Raw genomic sequence first — 21,248 nt, 5'->3', positions numbered from 1 at the left:
TCAGAGCCGCATCGGCTGCGGCGCCTCGCGGCGGGCGGCGTCCGGACCGTCGTACTCACGGAGGATCTCGTAGCGGGTGTTGCGCTCCACCGGGCGGAACCCGGCGTCCCGGATGAGCTCCAGCAGGTCCTCGCGGGTGAGCTTGTCCGGGGTGCCGAAGTCGTCCGCGTCGTGGGTGATCTTGTACTCGACGACCGAGCCGTCCATGTCGTCGGCACCGTGCTGGAGCGCGAGCTGGGCGGTCTGCACGCCGTGCATCACCCAGAAGACCTTGACGTGCGGGACGTTGTCGAACAGCAGCCGGGAGACCGCGAAGGTCTTGAGGGCCTCGGCACCCGACGCCATGGTGGTGCGGGCCTGGAGCCGGTTGCGGACCTTGCCGTCCTTGAGGTCCACGAAGTCGTGCTGGTAGCGCAGCGGGATGAAGACCTGGAAGCCGCCGGTCTCGTCCTGGAGCTCGCGCAGCCGGAGCACGTGGTCCACACGGTGCCGGGGCTCCTCGATGTGCCCGTAGAGCATGGTGGCCGGGGTCCTGAGCCCCTTCTCGTGCGCCAGGCGGTGAATCCGGGACCAGTCCTCCCAGTGCGTCCGGTGGTCCACGATGTGCTGGCGGACCTCCCAGTCGAAGATCTCCGCACCGCCGCCGGTGAGCGACTCCAGCCCGGCCTCGATCAGCTCGTCGAGGATCTCGCTCGCGTCGAGCCCGGAGATGGTCTCGAAGTGGTGGATCTCGGTGGCGGTGAAGGCCTTCAGGGACACCGTGTCCGGCAGCGCCTCCTTGAGGGCGCTGAGCGAGCGCGGGTAGTACCGCCACGGCAGCGTCGGGTGCAGGCCGTTGACGATGTGCAACTCGGTGAGGTTGTCGCCCTCCATCGCCTTGGCGAGCCGGACGGCCTCCTCGATGCGCATCGTGTACGCGTCCTTCTCCCCCGGCTTGCGCTGGAAGGAGCAGTAGGCGCAGGAGGCGGTGCACACGTTCGTCATGTTCAGATGCCGGTTGACGTTGAAGTGCACCACGTCGCCGTTCATCCGGGTCCGCATCCCGTGCGCGAGTCCGCCCAGCCAGGCCAGGTCGTCGGACTCGTAGAGGGCGATGCCGTCCTCGCGGGTCAGCCGTTCTCCGGAGCGGACCTTCTCCTCCAGCTCACGCTTGAGCCCAGCGTCCATGCGTCGCGCCTCCTTGAGTCCTCTTGCGCTGCGGCTCCGCACCTTCTGCGGCGCCGCTCCACACGCCCGGTCGAGCGTACGCCAACGCGTACGGCGGACAGCGGGCCCGCCCCCGCGGGCCCGGTGGCGGGGTCACTCCTCCGGGGGTTCGCCGACCCGGTTCTCCCACTTGGTGGACAGCACGATGGTGGTACGGGTCCGGGAGACGCCCTCGGTGCGGGAGAGCCGGCGGATCGTCCGCTCCAGCCCGTCCACGTCGCCGGAGCGGACCTTCACCATGTACGAGTCGTCGCCCGCGATGAACCAGCAGTCCTCGATCTCCGCCAGATCGCGCAGCCGCCCGGCCACGTCCTCGTGGTCGGTGGCGTCGGTGAGCTGGATGCCGATCAGCGCGGTGACACCGAGACCCAGCGAGGGGGCATCCACGGTGGCCCGGTAGCCGGTGATCACGCCCGCCGACTCCAGCCGGTTGATCCGGTCGGTGACGCTCGGCCCGGAGAGCCCCACCAGGCGGCCGAGCTCCGCGTAGGAGGCCCTGCCGTTCTCCCGCAGCGCCTGGATCAACTGTCTGTCCACCACGTCCATGCGTCCCGCTGCCTTCCGGTTGTCCCGTGTGCGTCGAGTTCCGTGGACGAATCTAAGGCATCGCGTCCCGATTGCCTGCACTACCCAGTTCGCCCTCCCAGCGGTGGTAGAGCTTGTGCGGCACTCCCACCGCGTCCAGGGCCCGGCCGGCGACGAAGTCCACCAGGTGCTGGATTTGGGTGGCGCCGGCGTAGAAGGCGGGCGAGGCGGGCAGCACCACGGCTCCGGCCTCGTCCAGGGCGACCAGTTGCTTGAGTGTCTGACCGCTCAGCGGGGTCTCCCGCACCGCCACGACCAGCGGTCGGCGCTCCTTGAGCGTGACGCTCGCCGCCCGTTGCAGCAGGTCCTTGGACAGGCCCAGGGCCACCCCCGCCACGCAGGCGGTGGAGGCGGGCACGATCAGCATCCCCCGGCACGGGTACGAACCGGAGGACGGACCGGCGGCCAGGTCGCCGGCGGGCCAGTGCCGCACCGAGCCCTCGATCAGTCCGGCGTCGATCCCCCCGGCGAAGGCGTCCGGGTTGCCGTCCGCCCCGCGGCGCAGCCAGCGCAGCAGGTCCCCCTGCCAGTGGCCGTCGCGGAAGCGGGAACCGGTCTCGTCCAGAAGGGTGAGCCGGGAGGCACGGCTCACCACGAGGTCGACCTGCTCCCCGGCGGCCAGCAGCCCCCGCAGCAGGGCGGCGGCGTACGGCGTCCCGGAGGCCCCGGAGACACCGACCAGCCAGGGACGGCGCTCTGCGATGTCGTTCACCTCACCGAGACTACGTTTCCGCGGCCGCCCGGTCCGTCGGCGGGGCGGTGCCGCGGGGGACGCGGCACGGACGGGCCCGGACGCGGCACGGCGCACAATGGATCCCGCTGCCGCACCGCACCACCGGACGCCAGGAGCCCGCCATCGCCGCCCCGCATCGCACCACCTCGCACCGCACCGCCACGACCGCCGCCTGCCCGCCCGCCGCCGGGAAGGCCCCCACCGCCCCGGGCGTCCCCGGCGCCCCACACCCGCACACCCGGGCACGGGCGCGTACCACCGTGCGCCGGGGCGTCTCGGTGCTCGCCTGCGCCGCCCTGCTGGTCGGCGGCAGCGCCGCGTGCAGCGCGGCCGAGCACCTGACCACCGGCCTCCGGGTCAAGCAGGCGGTGGAGAACCTCGGCAACCGGGAGTCCGTCTCCGTCACCGCCGGCTTCGACGCGACGCCCGCAGAGATCCACGCCTACCTCCAGGAGGGCAGCGGCAAGGGCAAGGGCGGCAACGCACGAGAGAACGCCCGGCTGCTCGCGGACCTGCAACTGGCGGTGTCGGTCGCCGCGACCAAGCCGCTGCGCGAGCTGGCCCCCTCGGACCGGGTGGACAGTGCCGCGTCGGTCAGCTTCGGCGGCAAGGACGTGTCCGCCTTCAAGGCGGTCGACCGGAAGCTCTACATCCGGACCAACGCCAAGGACCTGGCCGCGGAGATCGGCACCGGCCGCGGCCCGCTGCTGGACAAGCTCTCCGAGGTCGAGCCGCTGACCAGGGGGCTGCCCTCCTCCCTCGACGCGGCCAGGACGGCGCTGCGCGGCAAGTGGGTCAGGATCCGGCCCAAGGAGTTCGGCGAGTTCACCGAGGCGCTCGGCGGGCGGGCGGGCGAGCGGACCGACCGCGTCACCGACGCCAGCGCGGTGCTGAACCGGGCGGGGGTCCAGCAGCGGCTGGTCTCCGCGGTGGAGAGCACTCTCGGCGACCACGCCCGGTTCACCGACGCCGGGGACAAGGAGGGCGCCGAGCAGGTCACCATGACGCTGCCCGCGCGGACCGCCGGCGAGCAGCTCGCACAGGCGCTGCGCCCGGTGCAGAAGTACCTGGGCGAGTTGGATCTCGACATGCTGGAGCGGGCTCCGGACAAGGAGGTCACGATGGACCTGGCCATCCGGCACGACACCCTGTCCACGCTGACCGTCGACATCGGCCAGTTCGACGAGGGCCGTTCCGGCCGACTGCCGCTGAAGCTCACCTTCGCGGGCGGCGAGGCCGTCCTGGTGGCCGCGCCGAACAAGGCGGAGACGCTCGAACCGCAGGACCTGCTGGCCGCGCTCACCTACGCGGCGGCGAAGGACCCGGAACTCTCCGATCTCCTGTGAACGTTGACTACTGTGGAGGCGGACGTCCCTGCACGGCGCGCGGACACGGAACCGGGGGTCCTCGATGGCATACGGAACAAGCGGCACCGGCCAGCCGACCCGACGTGCCAGGGCGACCGCCGCGGGCACCTTCATGCTCTCCTGGATCGCCCTGCTCTGGCTGCTGGAGGCGGTCGACGGCACGGCCGGCCCACTCGTCCGCGAGTACGGCATAGAGCCGCGGGACGTCGACGAGATCATGGACATCTTCCCGGCCGCCTTCCTGCACTTCGGCTGGGGCCACGTCGCGGCGAACTCGCTGCCGCTGCTGATCTTCGGATTCCTGGCCGCGGTACGCGGACTGGGCCGCTTCATCGGCGTGGTGCTGCTGATCATCGTGGTCAGCGGCCTCGGCGTCTGGCTCACCGCTCCCGCGGACTCGAACACCGCCGGCGCCTCCGGGGTGGTCTTCGGGCTGTTCGGATACCTGCTGGTGCGCGGCTTCGTCGAACGCGACGCCCTGGACATCACGGTCGGCATCACCCTGCTGCTGGTGTACGGCTCGATCCTGTGGGGCGTGCTGCCCATCAACCCGGGCATCTCCTGGCAGGGCCACCTCTTCGGCCTGATAGGCGGCGTGCTGGCCGCCTTCTGGCTCCGCCGCAATCCGTCGCCCCGTCCGGCGAGGGTGCCCAGGGGCGGCATAGGCCCCAGCCCCTGGAGCTGACCGACTCCCGGCGCCCGTCCGGCGACGTGCCGCCTCCCGGCCGGTCAGACGGTCAGGCCGCGGACGACGAGGTCGGCCAGCGCGAGGACGAACAGCGCGATGCCGATGAAGCCGTTCACGGTGAAGAACGCCCTATCGAGCCGGCTGAGGTCGTCCGGCCGGACGAGCGAGTGCTCGTAGCCGAACGCCGCGAGGACGACCAGCAGGCCGGCCCAGAGGAAGGCCCCTCCCCCGGTGGCCAGCGCGTACCAGACCAGCAGTCCGACGGTGACGGCGTGGCAGGCCCGCGAGCCGTACAGCGCGGCGGCGACGCCGAAGCGGGCGGGCACCGAGCGGACGCCCTCGACACGGTCCGCGGCGACGTCCTGGCAGCCGAATATCAGGTCGAAGCCGCCGATCCAGACACCGACGGCCAGCCCCAGCAGTACCGCGTCCCAGGACCAGGAGCCGGTCACGGCGATCCAGGCGCCGACCGGCCCGATCGCCTGCGCGAGCCCCAGGATGGCGTGCGGGAAGTCGGTGAACCGCTTGCCGTAGGGGTAGACCACCATCGGCACCACCGCGACCGGCGCCAGCACCAGGCAGAGCGGGTTGAGCAGGGCGGCGGCGCCCAGGAAGACCGTCAGCGCCACCAGGGCGCCCGTCCAGGCCGTCCGGACCGATACCGCTCCGGTGACGAGCTCCCGTCCTGCGGTGCGCGGATTGCGGGCGTCCAGCTCGCGGTCGATGATGCGGTTGGCCGCCATGGCGAAGGTGCGCAGGCCCACCATGGCCACTGTGACGAGCAGCAGCTCCCACCAGTGCACGCTGCCGCTGACCTGGAACATCGCCGTGAGCGCGGCGATGTAGGCGAAGGGCAGCGCGAAGACCGAGTGCTCGATCATCACCAGTCGGAGGAACGCCCGCACCCGGTTCGGGCTGCGTGCGGCCTGCGGCCCGTCCGGCCGGAGGTCCGAGCCGCCGCCCCCGTCCGGCCCGCGGCCCTCGTCCGGGCTGCGGCCGGTGGTGCCGGGACCGGTGCCGGGCGGGGAACCGCTCACAGCCCGTACTCCTTCCAGCGGCGGGTCACCCGGTCCGCGGTCTCCGGGTCGGACTCGACCATCCGCGGCCAGCCGCCGTCCCGGGTGTAGCCCTCGCCGGGCAGCTTGGCGGTGGCGTCGATGCCCGCCTTGCCGCCCCAGAACTGCTGGTAGGAGGCATGGTCGAGGTGGTCGACCGGGCCCTCGACGATGCTCAGGTCCCGGGAGTAGTCGGTGTTGCCCAGCGCACGCCAGGCGACCTCGTGCAGGTTGTGGACGTCGCAGTCGCTGTCGACCACCACGATCAGCTTGGTCAGCGACATCATGTGCGCGCCCCAGATGGCATGCATCACCTTCTGCGCGTGCTTGGGGTACTTCTTGTCGATGGAGATGATCGCGCAGTTGTGGAAGCCGCCGGCCTCCGGCAGGTGGTAGTCCACGATGTCCGGCACAATGATCTTCAGCAGCGGGAGGAAGAACCGCTCGGTGGCGCGGCCCAGCGGCCCGTCCTCGGTGGGCGGCCGACCCACCACGATCGACTGGAGGAGCGGGCGGCGGCGGGTGGTGACGCAGTCCACCCGCAGGGCGGGGAAGTCCTCCTGCGGCGTGTAGAAGCCGGTGTGGTCGCCGAACGGGCCCTCGGGGAGCATCTCGCCGGGTTCCAGCCAGCCCTCGATCACCACTTCGGCGTGCGCCGGCACCTGGAGCGGGACGGTCCTGCAGTCCACCATCTCGACCCGCTTGCCCTGCACGAAGCCGGCGAACAGGTACTCGTCGATGTCGCCCGGCAGCGGGGCGGTGGAGGCGTAGGTGACCGCGGGCGGGCAGCCGAAGGCGATGGCGACCGGCAGTTTCTCGCCGCGGCGGGCGGCCACCTGGTAGTGGTTCGCGCTGTCCTTGTGGATCTGCCAATGCATCCCGATGGTGCGCCGGTCGTGGCGCTGGAGGCGGTAGAGGCCCAGGTTCCGGATACCGTTCTCCGGGTGCTTCGTGTGGGTCAGCCCGAGGTTGAAGAAGGAGCCGCCGTCCTTTGGCCAGGTGAAGAGGGCCGGCAGCCGGTCCAGGTCCACCTCGTCGCCGGTGTGCACCACCTGCTGGACGGGCGCGTCCTTGATCTTCTTCGGTGGTACGTGCGTCATCCCGGCGAGCTTGCCGAAGGCTTCCCGCATCCCGACGAAGCCCTGAGGCAGTTCCGGTTTGAGCAACCCGCCGATGCGGTCGCTGATGTCGGCGTAGGAGTCGAGCCCGAGGGAGGTGAGCAGCCGGTGGTCGGTACCGAAGACGTTCATCGCCAGCGGCATGTCCGAGCCCTTGACGTTCTCGAACAGCAGCGCCGGGCCCCCCGCCTTGTTGACCCGGTCCACGATCTCGCCGACTTCCAGGTGGGGATCGACCTCGGCCTTGACCCGCTTCAGCTCGCCCTGGCGTTCGAGTGCCCGCAGCAGCGAACGGAGATCGTCGTATGCCATGCCTGCCAGTATCCGGTATCGCCGTCCGCGCCCCGCGCCCGGGCACCCGCGCCGGGGCGGCAGCCGGCCGGCGGGCCGCGGCGGGGGCGACGGGGGTGACGGGGGGGGCGACGGGCCGGTTCCTTTCGGCACCACCGCGCCCGATGGCGTCATCGTCCCATTACGCTGGCCTTGTAGCGGGGCCGTTTCCCGGGGCCCCACCGCGCCAGAACGTACTCAGGGAGCGTTCCATGCTCAAGCTTCTGCCGTTCCTGCTGGTTCTGGCGGTCTGGATCTATGCCTTCGTCGACTGCCTGAACACTCCCGAGAAGGAGGTCAGGAAGCTTCCGAAGACCGCATGGGTGTTCATCGTGCTGCTGTTCGGCCAGGTCCTCGTGGGGCCGATCGCGTGGTTCGCGGTCGGACGCCCGCGGCGCAACACGCCGTACGGCGCCACCCGCGTCGAGGAACGGCGCTGGGTCGCCCCGGACGACAACCCGGACTTCCTGAAGTCGCTCGGCGACGACAGCGCCGCCCGCTCGGAGCGCGACACTCCGAAGGACGGGTCGGACGACCCGGCGGGCCCCGCGTCCGACGGCACGCCCGCCTCCCCGTCGGAGCCTCCCGCGAAGCCCTCGTCCTCCTCCGCCTCCTCGGATGCCCCGGGCGACCCCCTGGAGGAGTGGGAGGAGGAGTTCCGCCGCAAGGACGGCCCGGACGACGCCCCGCCCAAGAGCTGACCCCGCGTCGGTCGCTCCCACGGGTTGATCCCGTGTCGGCCCCGCCGCGCGAGGCCGCCTCCTCGAACTGACGCCCCGGCAGTCGACGCACGCGTGACGACCCCGGGCGTGAGGTGTGTGACGCGCTCCACCCACCCCCCGTCACACTCCGGACACGTCCGCACACGCACAGTTCCCATCGGACAAAACCCTGGCACAAGGCCTGGACACGTCCGTTTTTCCTGTGATTAACGTGCCCCTCCGGCCTGCGCGGCCCCGATCCGCGGCCGCCCCGCCCAGGTCGGCCACCGGGAGCCGCAGACCGCACGGGCTCACGCACGAGGATGTTGAGGGGACACACGAGAATGGCGGAGGACGGCGGCATAAGCCGGCGCGGACTACTGGGTCTGGGCGCCGGGGTTGCGGCCATCGGAGTGGCGGGCTGCTCCGGGGGCGACGAGGAGAAGATGCCGGGGAGCACCGAGTCCCCGGGCGGGTCGGGTGACGAGAAGCAGAAGCCGAAGAAGATCGGCGACGGATCCACCTCGGACACCGGCCCGCAGCCGAACCAGCCGGAGAAGCCGCGCCCCCTGAAGCCGGGTGAGAAACCGCCGCAGTTCGTCATTTTCTCCTGGGACGGCGCAGGCGAGGTCGGCAACGGCCTCTTCCCGCGCTTCCTCAAGGTCGCCAAGGACAACGGCGCGGCCATGACCTTCTTCCTCTCCGGGCTCTACCTGCTCCCCGAGTCCAGGAGGGACCTCTACCGGCCGCCGAAGAACCCCGTCGGCGCCTCCGCCATCGGCTACCTCAAGGACGAGAACATCCGCCGCACGCTCACCCACGTGCGGCAGGCGTGGCTGGACGGGCACGAGATCGGCACCCATTTCAACGGCCACTTCTGCGGCGGCAGCGGATCGGTCGGGAAGTGGACGCCGGAGGACTGGCGCTCGGAGATCGACCAGGCGAGGGAGTTCGTCATGAAGTGGCGGACGAACACCGGGTTCGACGACCTGGAGTCGCTGCCCTTCGACTACCGCAAGGAGCTGGTCGGCGCCCGTACGCCCTGCCTGCTCGGGCAGGCGAACCTGCTGCCCGCCGCGGCCGAGCTGGGCTGGCGCTACGACTCCAGCTCCTCCGGGGGACTCCAGGTGTGGCCGAGCAAGAAGGAGGGGGTCTGGGACCTGCCGCTCCAGTCCATCCCGTTCCCCGGCCACTCCTTCGAGGTGCTCTCGATGGACTACAACATCCTCGCCAACCAGTCCGAGGGCGCCGACACCGACGCCGACCCGGCCCAGCACCCCGCCTGGCGCGAGCAGGCCACCGAGGCGTACGTGTCGGCCTTCGAGCGGGCCTACGACTCCAACCGGGCACCGCTGTTCATCGGCAACCACTTCGAGACGTGGAACGGCGGTATCTACATGGACGCCGTGGAGGCGACCGTCGAGCACATCGCCGGGACCGGAGCCGACGACGTCCGGATGGTCTCCTTCCGCCAGTTCGTGGACTGGCTGGACGTGCAGGAGCCCGAGGTGCTGGAGAAGCTGCGCGCCCTGGGCGTCGGGCAGCAGCCGACCGGTGGCTGGCAGGCCTACCTGGGCGAACCCGCCGCGCCCCCGGGCAACGGCAGCACCGGTGAGACCGGCAGCACCGACCCGGGGATCGGCGGGGCTCCGAGCACGCCGCCGCCGGTCTGACCCGGAGTCACGCGGGACGACGACGTGCTCGGGGCCCCGACCGGGTGGGTCGTCAGAGTGCCGGGTCTCAGAGCCCCGAGTAGGAGTGCAGGCCGTCGACGAACATGTTGACGCCGTAGTAGTTGAACAGCCAGCACGCGAAGGCGACCAGCGCCAGGTAGGCGGCCCTGCGTCCCTTCCAGCCCGCGGTGGCGCGCGCGTGCAGGTAGCAGGCGTAGGCGGCCCAGGTGATGAACGACCAGACCTCCTTGGGGTCCCAGCCCCAGTAGCGGCCCCAGGCGCTCTCCGCCCAGATCGCCCCGGCGATGATCGTGAAGGTCCAGAACGGGAAGACCGCCGCGTTGATCCGGTAGGCGAACCGGTCCAGCGACGCCGAGGACGGCAGCCGCTCCAGGACCGAGGTGGCGAACCGACCGGGCTCCGCGCCGCGGTCGAGCTTGGCCTCGTAGCGGTCGCGGAACAGGTAGAGCACGGTACCGACCGCACCGAGGTAGAACAGCGCGCCGCAGGTGATCGCGAGCGAGACGTGGATCCACAACCAGTAGGAGTCCAGGGCCGGCGGCAACTGGTCGCTCTCGGTGTAGAGCACCGTGGTGGCCAGACCGAGGTCGAGCAGCACCGTCGTGACCAGCGGCAGACCGATCCAGCGGACGTTGCGGCCGGTGGCCAGCAGCACCAGGTACGCGCCGACCACCGCCATCGAGAAGGTGAGGGAGAACTCGTACATGTTGGACCACGGCACCCGCTGCACCGACAGACCGCGGGTGACGACCGCGCCCGTGTGGATCGCGAAGGCGAGCGCGGTGAGTGCGACGGCGATCCGTCCGTAGGTGTCGCCCTGGACGTCCTCCCCCGCCGCGCCGGGCCCGTCCGGCACCTCGGCACGCGCGCCGGCGGCGGAACGGGTGATCACCTTCGGCCGGTCCACCACTGCGGTGCCACGGGCGGACGTCACCGCGGCGCCCACCGCGGAGGACCCGGCCGCCCTGCCCTCGCCCAGCGCGGAGGCGGTGCGGGCGACCCTGCTGCGACTGCCGAAGACCCACTCTGCGATGTGCGCGACAAAGGCCAGGACGTAGATCGCCATGGCCGAGTACACCAGCACATTGCTGATGTCGGCCAGCGACTGGTTGTTCGCCGCGGCGAGATTCATCTGTCAGCTCCTTCGGCGAGGTCTTCGGGATCGGCGGAACGCGTGGGATCGGCGTTCGGGCCGTCGGTGTCCGGGGCCGCGGCGTCCGGGGCGACGGCAGGGGGTGCGGTGGCCAGCAGGCGGTCCGCCAGCTCGCCGAGTTCCTCGGGGACCCGCGCCGACTCGCTGCGGCCCAGCGCGGCCATCTCCACCACCGTCCGTCCGGCCGGACCCTCGGTGGCTCGCACCCAGACCCGGCGGCGGGAGATGAACAGCGACCCCGCCAGCCCCAGCACGGCGGCGATCGCGCCGCCCAGCGCCCAGCCCTTGCCGGGTTCCTGGGAGATCTGGAAGCTCGCCCAGCGGTCGATGCGCTCGAACGTCAGCTCGCCGGCGCCGTCCGGCAGCTCCAGCGTGTCACCGGGCTCCAGCACTTCGGCCAGCGGATCGCCGTTCTCCTTGCTGAACTGCTCCATCCGCTCGGTGTCCAGTTGGTACACGCTGCGCGGCTGGCCGCCGTCCACCCCGAGATCGCCCCGGTAGGCGGTGAGGAACAGCGCCGGGTTGGTGAGCGCGGGGAACTGCGAGGTCATCTGACCGGAGCCCGGGGCGTAGGTCGGTACGAAGAAGCCCTGGAAGCCCAACTGGTCGCTCTCGCCGTCCTTGCCCCGGTAGTCGGTGACCTTGACCACCCCCTGCGAGGTGACGTTGGCGTCCAGCGGCAGGAACGGCACCGGCCCGCGGTACGCGAGGTCCCCCTGGCCGTCGGTGACGCTGACCACGGGGGCGTAGCCGTGCGCGAGCAGGTGCACTTTGGAGTCGGCGACCGTCAGCGGCTTGTTGACCTCGATCGCCGCCTTCTTCTCGGCCCCGTCCGCGCCCTCCCAGTAGGTGACGTCCGCCCGGAACTCCCGCGGCGTGCCCTTCTGCGGTCCGCTGGGTTCGAAGGTCGAGTGGAAGTCGTCCAGCGTGAAGCCGAAGGAGTCCAGCGAGTCCGCGTCGTACAGCGAGCCGGAACGGAAGTCGTCGTACTGGGTCAGGGTGTTGGAGAACCCGTCGCCCTGGACGATCAGCTTGCCGCCCTCGGACTTCCACAGCTGGCCGGCGGCGAAGGCCAGCAGCATCACGATCAGCGCGATGTGGAAGATCAGGTTCCCGGTCTCCCGCAGGTAGCCCTTCTCCGCGGCGACCGAACCGCCGGCCCGCGCGCCGCCCCCCGCCGAGCCGCCACCCGCCGGTGTCACCGTGACCCGGAAGCGGCGGCGGCCCAGCACGGTGCGCGCCGCGCCCAGTACCTCCTCGGCCCCGGTCGCGGTGTGCCAGGTGGTGTACGCAGGCATCCGGTTCAGCAGCCGCGGGGCCCGCGGTGGGCGGGAGCGCAACTGGCCGACGAACTGCCAGCTGCGCGGAATGATGCAGCCGATCAGCGAGACGAACAGCAGCAGGTAGATCGCCGAGAACCACACCGAGCTGTAGACGTCGAACAACTGGAGCTTGTCGTAGAAGCCGGACGGGCCCGGGTTGTTCGCCCGGAAATCGGCGACTTTGGCGGTGTCCACGCTGTTCTGCGGGATCAGCGAGCCGGGGACCGTGCCCAGCGACAGCAGCAGAAGCAGAAGCAGCGCGATCCGCATCGAGGTGAGCTGGCGCCAGAACCACCGGGTCCAGCCGAGCACCCCCAGGGCGGGGACGTTCAGCGCCGCACCGTCCGTCGCCTCCTGCTCGGGCGCCGTGGAGAGCTGCGCCCGTGCCGCGCTCGCCTCGGCGTCCGCGGTGCCCCGGCAGGCGCCGTCCGCTTCCGGCGGCGACTCGGCACCGGTCCCTCGACCGGCTCCGGCGCCGGTGTCCGTCTCGCTCATCGCCTCAGATCCCTACGGTGTACTGGCTGGACCAGACGGTCAGGTCGTACACGATCCGGTCCCACACCCCGGTGACCAGCAGCACACCGATCGCGACCAGCAGGCCGCCACCGATCCGCATCACCCAGGCGTAGTGCTGCTTGACCCAGCCGAACGCGCCGAGCGCCCGCCGGAAGGCGAGCGCGGCCACCACGAACGGCACCCCGAGCCCCAGGCAGTACGCCACCATCAGCAGCGCCCCGCGCCCGGCGCTCGCCTCGTTGATCGCCAGGGACTGCACCGCGCCCAGCGTCGGGCCGACACAGGGTGTCCACCCGACGCCGAACAGCACGCCGAGCATCGGCGCCCCTGCCAGCCCCACGCCGGGCCTGCGATGGAAGCGGAACTCACGCTGGGTGAAGCCGGGCAGCACACCCATGAAGCTCAGCCCGAGGAGGATCGTCAGCCCGCCGAGCACGCGCGAGATGAGGGTCTTGTGCTCCTCCAGGGTGTTGCCGAAGTAGCCGAAGAGCGCGCCGGTGGAGACGAAGACCGCGCTGAAGCCGAGGATGAAGAGGAAGGCCCCGGCGAGCATCCGTCCGCGCCGGGCGTCGGCCAGGTCGGTGCCACCGATCCCGGTCACGTAGGAGAGGTAGCCGGGAACCAGCGGCAGCACGCAGGGGGAGAAGAACGACACGAGTCCGGCGAGTGCGGCCAGCGGCAGCGCGAGGAGCAGCGCCCCGGCGAGGACGGTGCTCTCGGGGCCCGCGACAGCGAGGACGTGCATCGTCAGGTCACTTCTCCGCCCGCTGCTCCGCGAGCACCGGGTCGAGCGCGTCACGCAGTTCCTGCTCGCCGAGCGGCTTCAGCGCGCGGGCGGCGATCCGTCCCTCGGTGTCGAGGATCAGCGTGGAGGGGATCGACTTCGGGTTCAGGCTGCCCTCCGGGAACTTGAGGATCAGCTTGCCGCTGGGGTCGTACAGGCTGGGGTACTCGACCCCGTACGTGCGGTCGAACGCCTTGGCGTTGGCCACGTCCAGGTCGCGGGTGTTGATGCCGACGAACCGGACCCCCTCGTCCTCGGTGTCCTCGGCGACCTTCACCAGGTTGGGCGCCTCCGCGCGGCAGGGCGCGCACCAGGAGCCCCAGACGTTGAGCACCACGATCTTGCCCCGGTAGTCCGAGAGCGCGAGCCTGCCACCGTCCACCGTCTCTCCCTCGATGTCCGGGGCGGCCGTCCGCTTCTCCTTGTCGACCTGCGTGATCTCACCCGTGCCGGGGACGAACTGGGTCTCCGCCCCGGAGGACGAGGCGTCGTCCTCGCTTCCGCAGGCGGACAGCGCGAGTGCGAGCGCGGTCGTCACGGCCGCGGCCCCGGCAGCACGGCACACGGCAGCGGTTCGGGGGGCGCGGGGCTGACTCATGTGAAAAGTTTCGCATGCCCCCCGGAAGGATCTTCCGCGCCCCCCTTGGTCGCCCACTCCCGACCCGATCCGGACAAGTCCGGCCCCCACGGGCGGGAGCGGCGACGGGCGGGGCTCAGGCGCCGAAGCCCTTGGCGCCCTTCACCGGCCGGGCGCCGGCGAGCAGGTGGGCGGGCACCAGGTCGCGGGCCGGCTCGGTGTAGCCGACCGAGACGATCCGGTCGCCGAGATAGGTGAAGCTGGTCAGCGAGGCCAGGGTGCACTGCCGGTTGCGCGGGTCGTGCCACAGCCGTCGGCGCTCGACGAAGCTGCGCAGTATCCAGATCGGCAGCTGGTGGCTGACACAGACCGCCTCGTGCCCGCGGGCGGCGTCCCGGGCGGCGTCCAGCGCCTCGCGCATCCGGAGCACCTGGGCCGCGTAGGGCTCGCCCCAGGAGGGCCGGAACGGGTTGCGCAGGTGCCGCCAGTTGCCCGGTCGGCGCAGGGCACCGTCTCCGACGCCGAAGGTCTTGCCCTGGAACACGTTGGCGGCCTCGATCAGCCGCTCGTCGGTCCCCACGTCGAGACCGTGCGCCTTCGCGATCGGCTCCGCCGTCTCCTGTGCGCGCTCCAGCGGCGAGGCGACGACGGCCGTGACGTCGCGGGACGCCAGCCGCTCAGCGACCCGGTCGGCCATCCGGCGGCCCAGGTCGGAGAGGTGGTACCCGGAGAGCCGCCCGTACAGCACCCCCTCGGGGTTCTCCACCTCGCCGTGCCGCATCACGTGCACCACGGTGACCGTGGTGTCGCCGAGCCCGCCCGGGTCGGTGTCGGCGGGGCGGGCGTGACCCGCCGGGTCCACCGGCCCCCCGGGGTTCACGGGGCTCGCGGCCTCCCCCGGCCCCACCAACGTCCGGGGATCGACGGAACCCCCGGATCTCGCGGGCCCATCGGGGGCGGCCGGACCCTCCGGTTCCGCCGGTTCCTCGAACCTGCCGGGCTCCAGGGGGCTCACGCGCTCACCGCCTCGGCCGCCGCACGGGCCGCGGCCGGCAGCGCGTCCACGATCCGCTGGACCGCCGCCTCGTCGTGCGCGGCGGAGACGAACCAGGACTCGAACGCGGACGGCGGCAGGTACACCCCGGCGGCGAGCATGGAGTGGAAGAACGCGGTGTAGCGGAAGGACTCCTGCGCCCTGGCGCCCTCGTAGTCGGTGACCGGGGCGTCGGTGAAGAAGACGGAGAACATGCTGCCTGCGGACTGCACCCGGTGCGCCACGCCCTCCTTGGTGAGCGCCTCGCCCACCGCGCCGCGCACCGCGAGGGAGGCGGCGTCGACCCGCGCGTACGCGTCCGCGTCCAACTGCCGGAGCTGGGCGACGCCGGCGGCGGTGGCGACCGGGTTACCGGAGAGGGTGCCGGCCTGGTAGACCGGGCCGGTCGGCGCGAGCCGGCCCATCACGTCGGCCCGGCCACCGAAGGCAGCCGCAGGGAACCCGCCGCCCATCACCTTGCCGAAGGTCATCAGGTCGGGGACCACCCCGTCGATGCCGTACCAGCCGGCCGCCGAGACACGGAAGCCGGTCATCACCTCGTCGGAGAGGAAGAGGGCGCCGTTCTCCCGGCAGACCTCCTTGAGCCCGGCGTTGAACCCCGCGGACGGCGGCACCACACCCATATTGCCCGGGGAGGCCTCGGTGATGACGCAGGCGATCTCACCGGGGTGGGCGGCGAACGCGGCGCTGACCGCTTCGAGGTCGTTGTACGGCAGCACCAGCGTCTCCCCCGCCTGCGCCCCGGTGACCCCGGGGGTGTCGGGGAGGGCGAAGGTGGCGAGTCCGGAACCGGCGGCCGCGAGCAGGGCGTCCACATGCCCGTGGTAGCAGCCCGCGAACTTGATCACCTTGGCCCGCCCGGTGAAGCCGCGGGCGAGGCGGATCGCCGACATGGTGGCCTCGGTGCCGGAGGAGACCAGGCGCACCTGCTCGACCGGGGCGACCCGGGCGACGATCTCCTCGGCGAGTGCGACCTCGCCCTCGCTCGGCGTGCCGAAGGACGTGCCCCGGGCGACGGCCGCGGCGGTGGCCTCGGTGACCGCCGGGTGGGCGTGGCCGAGGATCATCGGTCCCCAGGAGCAGACGAGGTCCACGTACTCGCGGCCGTCGGCGTCGGTGAGGTACGGACCGGCACCGGACACCATGAACCGGGGCGTTCCGCCCACGGCCCGGAAGGCCCGGACAGGAGAGTTCACGCCTCCGGGTGTCACGACGGCGGCACGGTCGAAGAGTGACTGCGATACTGGTGCTTCGTACGGATAGCTCACGCACACCATGGTGTCAGAGCTTCGCGCGCTTGTACGGTCCGGCGTTTCGCCGGCCGCACAAGGGGGAGGTCTCTGACACGATGATCGGGTTGGGCGGCGTGCGCCGCGAGTAGTCAGGTGGTGACATGCGCGGAGGCGGATTGGGCGAGGGGGCCGGGAACCTCGAGCCGGAGCGCGTCCCGCGCGGCCGGCACCGGCGTGACGCAGCGGAGGCAGCGGGGACGGAGAACAGCAAGGGTGGCAGCCGCGTGGGGGTGACCTACAAGTACTTCGGGGCCCCGGACGGAGCCACGGCGGCTCGGGTTCCCATCTCGATGCGCCCGGAGGAGCTCGGCGGTGACGAGCTCGGCCAGGGCGGCATGTTCACCAAGATCAAGCCCGAGACGATGGCCGCGATGGTGCTCACCGGTATCGAGGGTGTTCCCCTCTACCGCGTGCCGCCGCTCGAACTCGTCGTGCTCCACCCGGACTACGCGGTGGTGAAGCTGCCGATGACGGTCGTCGACCCGCTGCGCGGCGTCGGCGAGGAGTCGGTCGGCGCGGCCGCGTTCATCTGGTCCACCGTCCCCGACCGTGGCGGCCCCCGCGACGCCTTCGACGTCTACCGGCTGCTGCACGAGTGGCAGGACTTCTCCCACCGGCTGCACGACGCGGGGCACCAGGCCTACTGCCTCGTCTGGCCCTGAGCCGGGGGCTCGCGGGTGGCGGGCGCCGGCGGCGGTGAGCTCACCGCGCGGTGCGCAGCTCCCGTACGTACGCCGCGATGCCTGCCACGGCGCGGTCCTCGTCCCGGGACAGCACTTCCAGGGCACGTGACGCCGTGGCTCCCGGGATGTCCGCGAGCGCCTGCGCCAGCCGGCGACGCGCGGCCGGCTCCACCGTTCCGTGGGTGAGGCGGGCGACGACCCCGGCGGCGATCTCGTCCGCCAGCGCGGGACGGCTCGCCAGCGCGCCCAGTGCGTCGGCGGCTTCAACGTCGTTCACCTCCCCGACGACCATGTCGAGGAGGGTCGGGACCGCTTCGGCCACGTCGCGCACGCCGAGCGCCGGCGCCGCGTGCCGGCGGACCACGGGGTCGGTGCTCGCGAGGGCGTACCGCAGCGATGCCGTCGCCTCGGCACCCGGAAGCTCCGCGAGGGCCTGGACGGCGCGTTTGCGCACCTCGGCGAAGGGCGCGTCGAGACCCGCGGCCAGCAGGGCGCGTCCGTCGTCCCCCGCCTGCGTCAGGGCCCATCGCAGGGCCCCGGCCACGTGCGGGTCCGACTCGGTCAGCACCGCCTCGACCAGTGCCTCGACCGGTACGGGCTCGGCCGCCACCGAGGACAGGGCCGCCTGCTGGCGCCTCCCCGAGTTCTTCGACTGCAACGCCTGGAGGAGCGCGACGGTCGAGAGCACCTCCTGCCAGTCGGCGGGCTCCGCGGCACCGATACGACAGAGCCGGGTGAGCACCCCCTCCTCCCGTGCCAGGCGTTCACGCGTCTCGGTGATGAGGTCCGCGACGAGACGGGAGGGCGAGAAGTCCGGGTCGTCGAGTGCGCGTCCCACTTCGCCCAGCGACAGCCCCAAGGTGCGCAGGCTCTCGATGTGGAAGATCCGCCGGACGTCCTCGCCCGAGTACTCGCGGTAGCCGGCACCGGTGCGTCCCGTCGGCCGCAGCAGGCCGAGCGCGTCGTAGTGCCGGAGCATGCGGGCGCTGACCCCGGACCGCCGTGCCACCTCACCGATCAGCACGGCTGCTCCTCCTGGCCGGTACCGCCGAGGACCACGAGCCGCTTCGCCTCCTCCAGCAGATATCCGAAGCCGGCCTCCGGATCGTCCAGCAGCCGCTCCGTGGCGAATGCGTGCGCCCGAACCCGGGGGTCGGGGTCGGACGTCGCCGCGCGCAGCACCGGCACCACCGGCTCGCCCAGCGCGAGCAGCGCCCTGCTGAGGCTCCGCTGCGTCTCCAGCCCTCCGCGGCCGAGCTGCCTCGCCAGCACCGCGGCCAGCCCGGCCTCCTCGCCTTCGGGCACGAGCACGACCGCGGCACGCCAGGCGCTCCGTGCCACCTCGTCGTCGGCGTCGGACAGCAGCTCCCCCGTGACGGCAGGCCACGCCTGCCGGTCCCCGATCTTGGAGAGCGTGTGCAGTGCCTGGCTGCGCGCCTGGGCGCGCTCCGAGCGGACCTCCTCAAGGAGTGCCGGAACCGTCGCCGCCACCGGGTGCCGGGTGAGGGCCCACGTCAGCATCTCGCGGACGTAGAAGTCGGGTTCGCTCGCGCACCGCTCGACGAGCGTGCCGACGAAGCGCGGGTCGGGGTCCGAACCGACCGCCATCGCCACCCGCAGACGCACCGACGAGCGGTCGTCCTCCAGCCCCCGGAGTACTCCGGGGGCGTCAGATCCCTGTGTCGGCGCAGTCACCGGGCACCACCTCCTCGGCACAGTGAAGACCTTGTCACCGTGTCAGGGTCAAGCCGCCTCCCCCGCCCCCGGCACCCGGGGGGGGGGACGTAGAGTCCCGCCGGTGAGCGACGACGACGAGCCGGTCTTCAAGAAGGCACGTGGGACACGAACCAGTACAAGATCAATCCGAGCCACCCCGTGGGGTTCGTACTGCTCCTCGCCATCCTGGTCGCCACGATTCTCGTGCTCGGGTCGTCGTACCGGCGCGTGAACGAACCGCTCCCCTCGACGGATTCCACGCCGACGGACGAGACCTCCTCCGACGTGGACGACTGGCCGCCGTCCCCGGATGCGTCGACGGATGCCCGTACGACGGACCCCGCCACCGGCGGGAGCACGGACGGGGACACGGCACCCGGCGAGGACGGCGGGACGGGCTCCGCCCCGTAGCGGATCCGCCCCCGCACACGGGCCGAAGCCGGCCCTCACCGCCGCGCCGCCGCCGGGGCGGGCTGCGCGGGCGGGAGGAAGATGCCGCCGCGGGCGGCGGCCCGTGCGGTTCGTACGGCGACCACGCCCCAGGCGGTCAGCAGACCGGTGAACAGGACGACCGCGAGGGCGGCGAGCACCGGGGAGCCGAGCCGGGCGGCGAGGGCCGCCGTGCCGGTCACGCAGGTGCCCAGCGGGAAGGTGAAGCCCCACCAGGTCAGCGAGAACGGCAGCCCCCGCCGCCCGGACGGCAGCCTCCCCCGGGACGCCCGGAGAGTGAGGGCACAGCTCAGCGCGAGCCACAGCATCGCGAACCCCCAGACCGGCAGGGAGTAGAGCACCGCTGCCGTGCCGAGCCCGGCGGCGCGCTGCTCCCCCAGGGCGTCGGGAGCCGCCGAGGCCAGCAGGTTCGCCGCCGTCACGGACTGCCCCAGCGGCCCCAGCACGATCCAGAACGTCGGTGCCAGGGCGGCCGGTCCGGCCGAGTGGTGGAGCAGCCGGTCCCAGATGCGGGCGATGAGGAAGAGACTGGGCAGAAGCGCGGCGCCGAAGAGGGCGCCACAGCAGATCAGCAGGGTCAGCCGCGGCTGTCCCTGCGGCAGGTGCGGGACGAGCGCGGCACCGGTCGCGGCCGAGACCATCGGCGGCACCACGGGCATCAGCCAGCCCCCGAACGCCGCGTCGGGGGCGGCGTCCCCGCGCGCCATCATCCGGGCGGGGATGCGGACGCCGACGGCCACTCCGAGTAGCGTTCCCAGCGTCCAGAGGACGGCGGCCACCGTGACGGCGAGCGGTTCGCCCAGCCAGTCGCGGCCCAGCGAGAGGGTGCCCGCCCCGACGGTGAGCAGCGCCATCGGCGGCGCGCCCCAGAACTGCCCGGAGACCGGGTGGTCCGCGTGCGCTCTGGCCCGCTCCCGGTGGCGAATCCGGTGCGCGGCCCACCCGGTGGTGACCGCCACCAGCAGCAGCGCGGCGAGCGCCCAGAACACCACGGCGAGCACGCGCAGGCCGGGCAGCGCCAGCGGCAGCACCGCGGCGGACTGGCCGACGATTCCGGTGCCCATCACCACCGCGAACCAGTTCGGGCCGAAGTGGCCGAAGACCTGCCCCGGGTGATCCAGTTCGGCCAGGAAGCGCCCCCGGGGGCGACCCGCCGCCGCGGCCGCAGAGGACTCCGGCGCGGGGGCGGGGACGCGGGCTGCCGCTGCGGGCCGGGAGGGGAGTGCGGTGGGCATGGCTCCACCCTCACGGGAACGCCGCGGCGGCGGTAGACACCGTTTCGGGATGGACCCATAAGCTGCCCTTATGCCAATACCGAGCAGGGTGAGCGACCTCGGGCCCTTCGATCTGCTGCTGTCGGTGGCGGAGCTGGGCAGTCTGGGCGCCGCCGCCCGGGCGCACCGCATCACCCAGCCGGCCGCCAGCTCCCGGGTGCGCCACCTGGAGCGCCGCCTGGGGGTGCGCCTGCTGGACCGTTCGCCGCGCGGTTCGCGGCTGACCGAGCACGGCTCGCTGGTCGCCGACTGGGCACGGACGGCCGTGGACGCGGCGACCGCCCTCGACGCGGGGCTGACCTCCCTCAAGCAGGCGGCCGAGCGACGACTGCCGGTCGCCGCCAGCCTCACCGTCGCCGAGTATCTGCTGCCGCACTGGCTGGTCGCCCTGCACACCGGCCCCGGAGGGCCCGCGGTGGCGCTGACCACCGGGAACTCCGAGGAGGTGGCGCAAGCGGTGCTGCACGGGGCCGCGCCGCTCGGTTTCGTGGAGGGCCCCGACGTGCCGGACGGACTGGTGGCCACCGTCGTGGCGCACGACCGGCTGGTGGTCGTGGTGCCCCCGGACCACCCCTGGACCCACCGGCCGGAGGGCATCGGTCCCGCCGAACTGGCGGCGACGGCGCTGGTGAGCCGGGAGCGCGGCTCCGGCACCCGGCAGGCGCTGGAGCAGGCCCTGCTCGGAGCCGGCGGCGTGCGTCTCGCGGGGCCGCTGGTGGAACTGTCCTCCACCACGGCGATCAAGACCGCCGTCGCGGCCGGGGTGGCGCCCGCCGTGCTGAGCTCGCTCGCTCTCACCGGCGAGCTGGCAGGGGGCACCATCGTCGAGGTGCCGGTCGAGGGGCTGGACCTCACGCGCCGGCTGCGCGCCGTCCGGCCGGTGAACCGGCCGCTGACCGGCGACGCGCTCCGCCTGGCCTCGCTCGCCCGGCGTCCGCGACGCTGAGAGG

General features: G+C 72.4%; 21 protein-coding genes. 7 read left to right on the top strand and 14 right to left on the bottom strand.

All coding sequences use genetic code 11. The annotated features are described in order from the left end of the window. The 3 genes from mqnE to H300_RS0112280 form a co-directional block, all read right to left on the bottom strand. Positions 1-1,167, bottom strand: a complete 1,167-nt coding sequence (gene mqnE / locus H300_RS0112290) for an aminofutalosine synthase MqnE (protein ID WP_028427664.1) — start codon at positions 1,165-1,167, stop codon at positions 1-3. A 132-nt stretch (positions 1,168-1,299) separates the two neighbouring features. Continuing rightward, positions 1,300-1,752, bottom strand: a complete 453-nt coding sequence (locus tag H300_RS0112285) for an Lrp/AsnC family transcriptional regulator (protein WP_028427663.1) — start codon at positions 1,750-1,752, stop codon at positions 1,300-1,302. Between the two features lie 52 nt (positions 1,753-1,804). Continuing rightward, positions 1,805-2,494, bottom strand: coding sequence for a UbiX family flavin prenyltransferase (locus H300_RS0112280; RefSeq protein WP_106966828.1), 690 nt, complete (start codon positions 2,492-2,494; stop codon positions 1,805-1,807). A gap of 56 nt (positions 2,495-2,550) precedes the next feature. Between H300_RS0112280 and H300_RS0112275 the strand changes: the two genes are divergently transcribed. Together H300_RS0112275 and H300_RS26545 are read left to right on the top strand one after the other, a co-directional pair. After that, positions 2,551-3,870 carry a hypothetical protein gene (locus H300_RS0112275; protein ID WP_028427661.1) on the top strand — a complete coding sequence of 440 codons (1,320 nt, stop codon included), beginning with the start codon at positions 2,551-2,553 and terminating at the stop codon, positions 3,868-3,870. Between the two features lie 64 nt (positions 3,871-3,934). Continuing rightward, positions 3,935-4,576 carry a rhomboid family protein gene (locus tag H300_RS26545; RefSeq protein ID WP_051269987.1) on the top strand — a complete coding sequence of 214 codons (642 nt, stop codon included), beginning with the start codon at positions 3,935-3,937 and terminating at the stop codon, positions 4,574-4,576. A 44-nt stretch (positions 4,577-4,620) separates the two neighbouring features. Here H300_RS26545 and mqnP read toward each other — a convergent pair whose 3' ends face one another. After that, positions 4,621-5,616: a menaquinone biosynthesis prenyltransferase MqnP gene (gene mqnP, locus H300_RS26540; RefSeq protein WP_078515938.1), complete on the bottom strand. Its 996-nt coding sequence runs from the start codon at positions 5,614-5,616 to the stop codon at positions 4,621-4,623. Next, a complete protein-coding gene (locus tag H300_RS0112260) occupies positions 5,613-7,064 on the bottom strand; it encodes a menaquinone biosynthesis decarboxylase (protein ID WP_028427660.1) in 1,452 nt (483 codons plus the stop codon). The genes mqnP and H300_RS0112260 overlap by 4 nt, the downstream gene beginning before the upstream one ends. A 230-nt stretch (positions 7,065-7,294) precedes the next feature. On the opposite strand from H300_RS0112260, the gene H300_RS0112255 reads away from it, so the two are divergent. After that, positions 7,295-7,783 carry a PLD nuclease N-terminal domain-containing protein gene (locus tag H300_RS0112255; protein ID WP_028427659.1) on the top strand — a complete coding sequence of 163 codons (489 nt, stop codon included), beginning with the start codon at positions 7,295-7,297 and terminating at the stop codon, positions 7,781-7,783. Positions 7,784-8,127: 344 nt separating this feature from the next. Continuing rightward, positions 8,128-9,456, top strand: a complete 1,329-nt coding sequence (locus H300_RS26535) for a hypothetical protein (protein WP_051269986.1) — start codon at positions 8,128-8,130, stop codon at positions 9,454-9,456. A gap of 67 nt (positions 9,457-9,523) precedes the next feature. On the opposite strand, the gene ccsB is transcribed toward H300_RS26535, so the two are convergent. The 6 genes from ccsB to hemL all read right to left on the bottom strand — a co-directional run bounded on the left by ccsB (position 9,524) and on the right by hemL (position 16,160). Beyond that, positions 9,524-10,609: a c-type cytochrome biogenesis protein CcsB gene (gene ccsB / locus H300_RS0112245; protein ID WP_028427658.1), complete on the bottom strand. Its 1,086-nt coding sequence runs from the start codon at positions 10,607-10,609 to the stop codon at positions 9,524-9,526. Continuing rightward, positions 10,606-12,447: a cytochrome c biogenesis protein ResB gene (gene resB, locus H300_RS0112240; protein WP_028427657.1), complete on the bottom strand. Its 1,842-nt coding sequence runs from the start codon at positions 12,445-12,447 to the stop codon at positions 10,606-10,608. Before resB ends, ccsB begins: the two co-directional genes overlap by 4 nt. A 4-nt stretch (positions 12,448-12,451) precedes the next feature. Further along, positions 12,452-13,213, bottom strand: a complete 762-nt coding sequence (locus H300_RS0112235; RefSeq protein ID WP_028427656.1) for a cytochrome c biogenesis protein CcdA — start codon at positions 13,211-13,213, stop codon at positions 12,452-12,454. 7 nt (positions 13,214-13,220) lie between these two features. Next, positions 13,221-13,850: a TlpA disulfide reductase family protein gene (locus H300_RS0112230; protein ID WP_028427655.1), complete on the bottom strand. Its 630-nt coding sequence runs from the start codon at positions 13,848-13,850 to the stop codon at positions 13,221-13,223. A gap of 115 nt (positions 13,851-13,965) precedes the next feature. Then, positions 13,966-14,610 carry a histidine phosphatase family protein gene (locus H300_RS0112225; RefSeq protein ID WP_051270001.1) on the bottom strand — a complete coding sequence of 215 codons (645 nt, stop codon included), beginning with the start codon at positions 14,608-14,610 and terminating at the stop codon, positions 13,966-13,968. A gap of 230 nt (positions 14,611-14,840) precedes the next feature. Next, positions 14,841-16,160 carry a glutamate-1-semialdehyde 2,1-aminomutase gene (gene hemL, locus H300_RS0112220; RefSeq protein ID WP_078515937.1) on the bottom strand — a complete coding sequence of 440 codons (1,320 nt, stop codon included), beginning with the start codon at positions 16,158-16,160 and terminating at the stop codon, positions 14,841-14,843. Positions 16,161-16,276: 116 nt separating this feature from the next. Between hemL and H300_RS0112215 the strand changes: the two genes are divergently transcribed. Next, positions 16,277-16,837 carry a hypothetical protein gene (locus H300_RS0112215; protein ID WP_078515936.1) on the top strand — a complete coding sequence of 187 codons (561 nt, stop codon included), beginning with the start codon at positions 16,277-16,279 and terminating at the stop codon, positions 16,835-16,837. A 40-nt stretch (positions 16,838-16,877) separates the two neighbouring features. Here H300_RS0112215 and H300_RS0112210 read toward each other — a convergent pair whose 3' ends face one another. After that, positions 16,878-17,882 carry a MerR family transcriptional regulator gene (locus H300_RS0112210; protein ID WP_028427651.1) on the bottom strand — a complete coding sequence of 335 codons (1,005 nt, stop codon included), beginning with the start codon at positions 17,880-17,882 and terminating at the stop codon, positions 16,878-16,880. Further along, entirely contained in the window at positions 17,876-18,553 is a 678-nt protein-coding gene (locus H300_RS0112205) for a HEAT repeat domain-containing protein (protein ID WP_028427650.1), read from the bottom strand. The genes H300_RS0112210 and H300_RS0112205 overlap by 7 nt, the downstream gene beginning before the upstream one ends. A gap of 180 nt (positions 18,554-18,733) precedes the next feature. Between H300_RS0112205 and H300_RS31485 the strand changes: the two genes are divergently transcribed. Continuing rightward, entirely contained in the window at positions 18,734-18,985 is a 252-nt protein-coding gene (locus H300_RS31485) for a hypothetical protein (RefSeq protein ID WP_028427649.1), read from the top strand. A gap of 35 nt (positions 18,986-19,020) precedes the next feature. Here the strand turns inward: H300_RS31485 and H300_RS0112195 are convergent, their stop codons facing one another. Continuing rightward, positions 19,021-20,259, bottom strand: a complete 1,239-nt coding sequence (locus tag H300_RS0112195) for a TDT family transporter (protein WP_028427648.1) — start codon at positions 20,257-20,259, stop codon at positions 19,021-19,023. Positions 20,260-20,329: 70 nt separating this feature from the next. On the opposite strand from H300_RS0112195, the gene H300_RS0112190 reads away from it, so the two are divergent. Beyond that, on the top strand, positions 20,330-21,244 hold the full coding sequence (locus H300_RS0112190) for a LysR family transcriptional regulator (protein ID WP_028427647.1): 915 nt from the start codon (positions 20,330-20,332) through the stop codon (positions 21,242-21,244). Positions 21,245-21,248: the final 4 nt, after the last annotated feature.

This window comes from Streptomyces sp. TAA040 (genome assembly GCF_000424845.1).
Note: the sequence above shows the minus strand (reverse complement) of the source record. Positions and strands in the feature narration are given on the sequence as shown.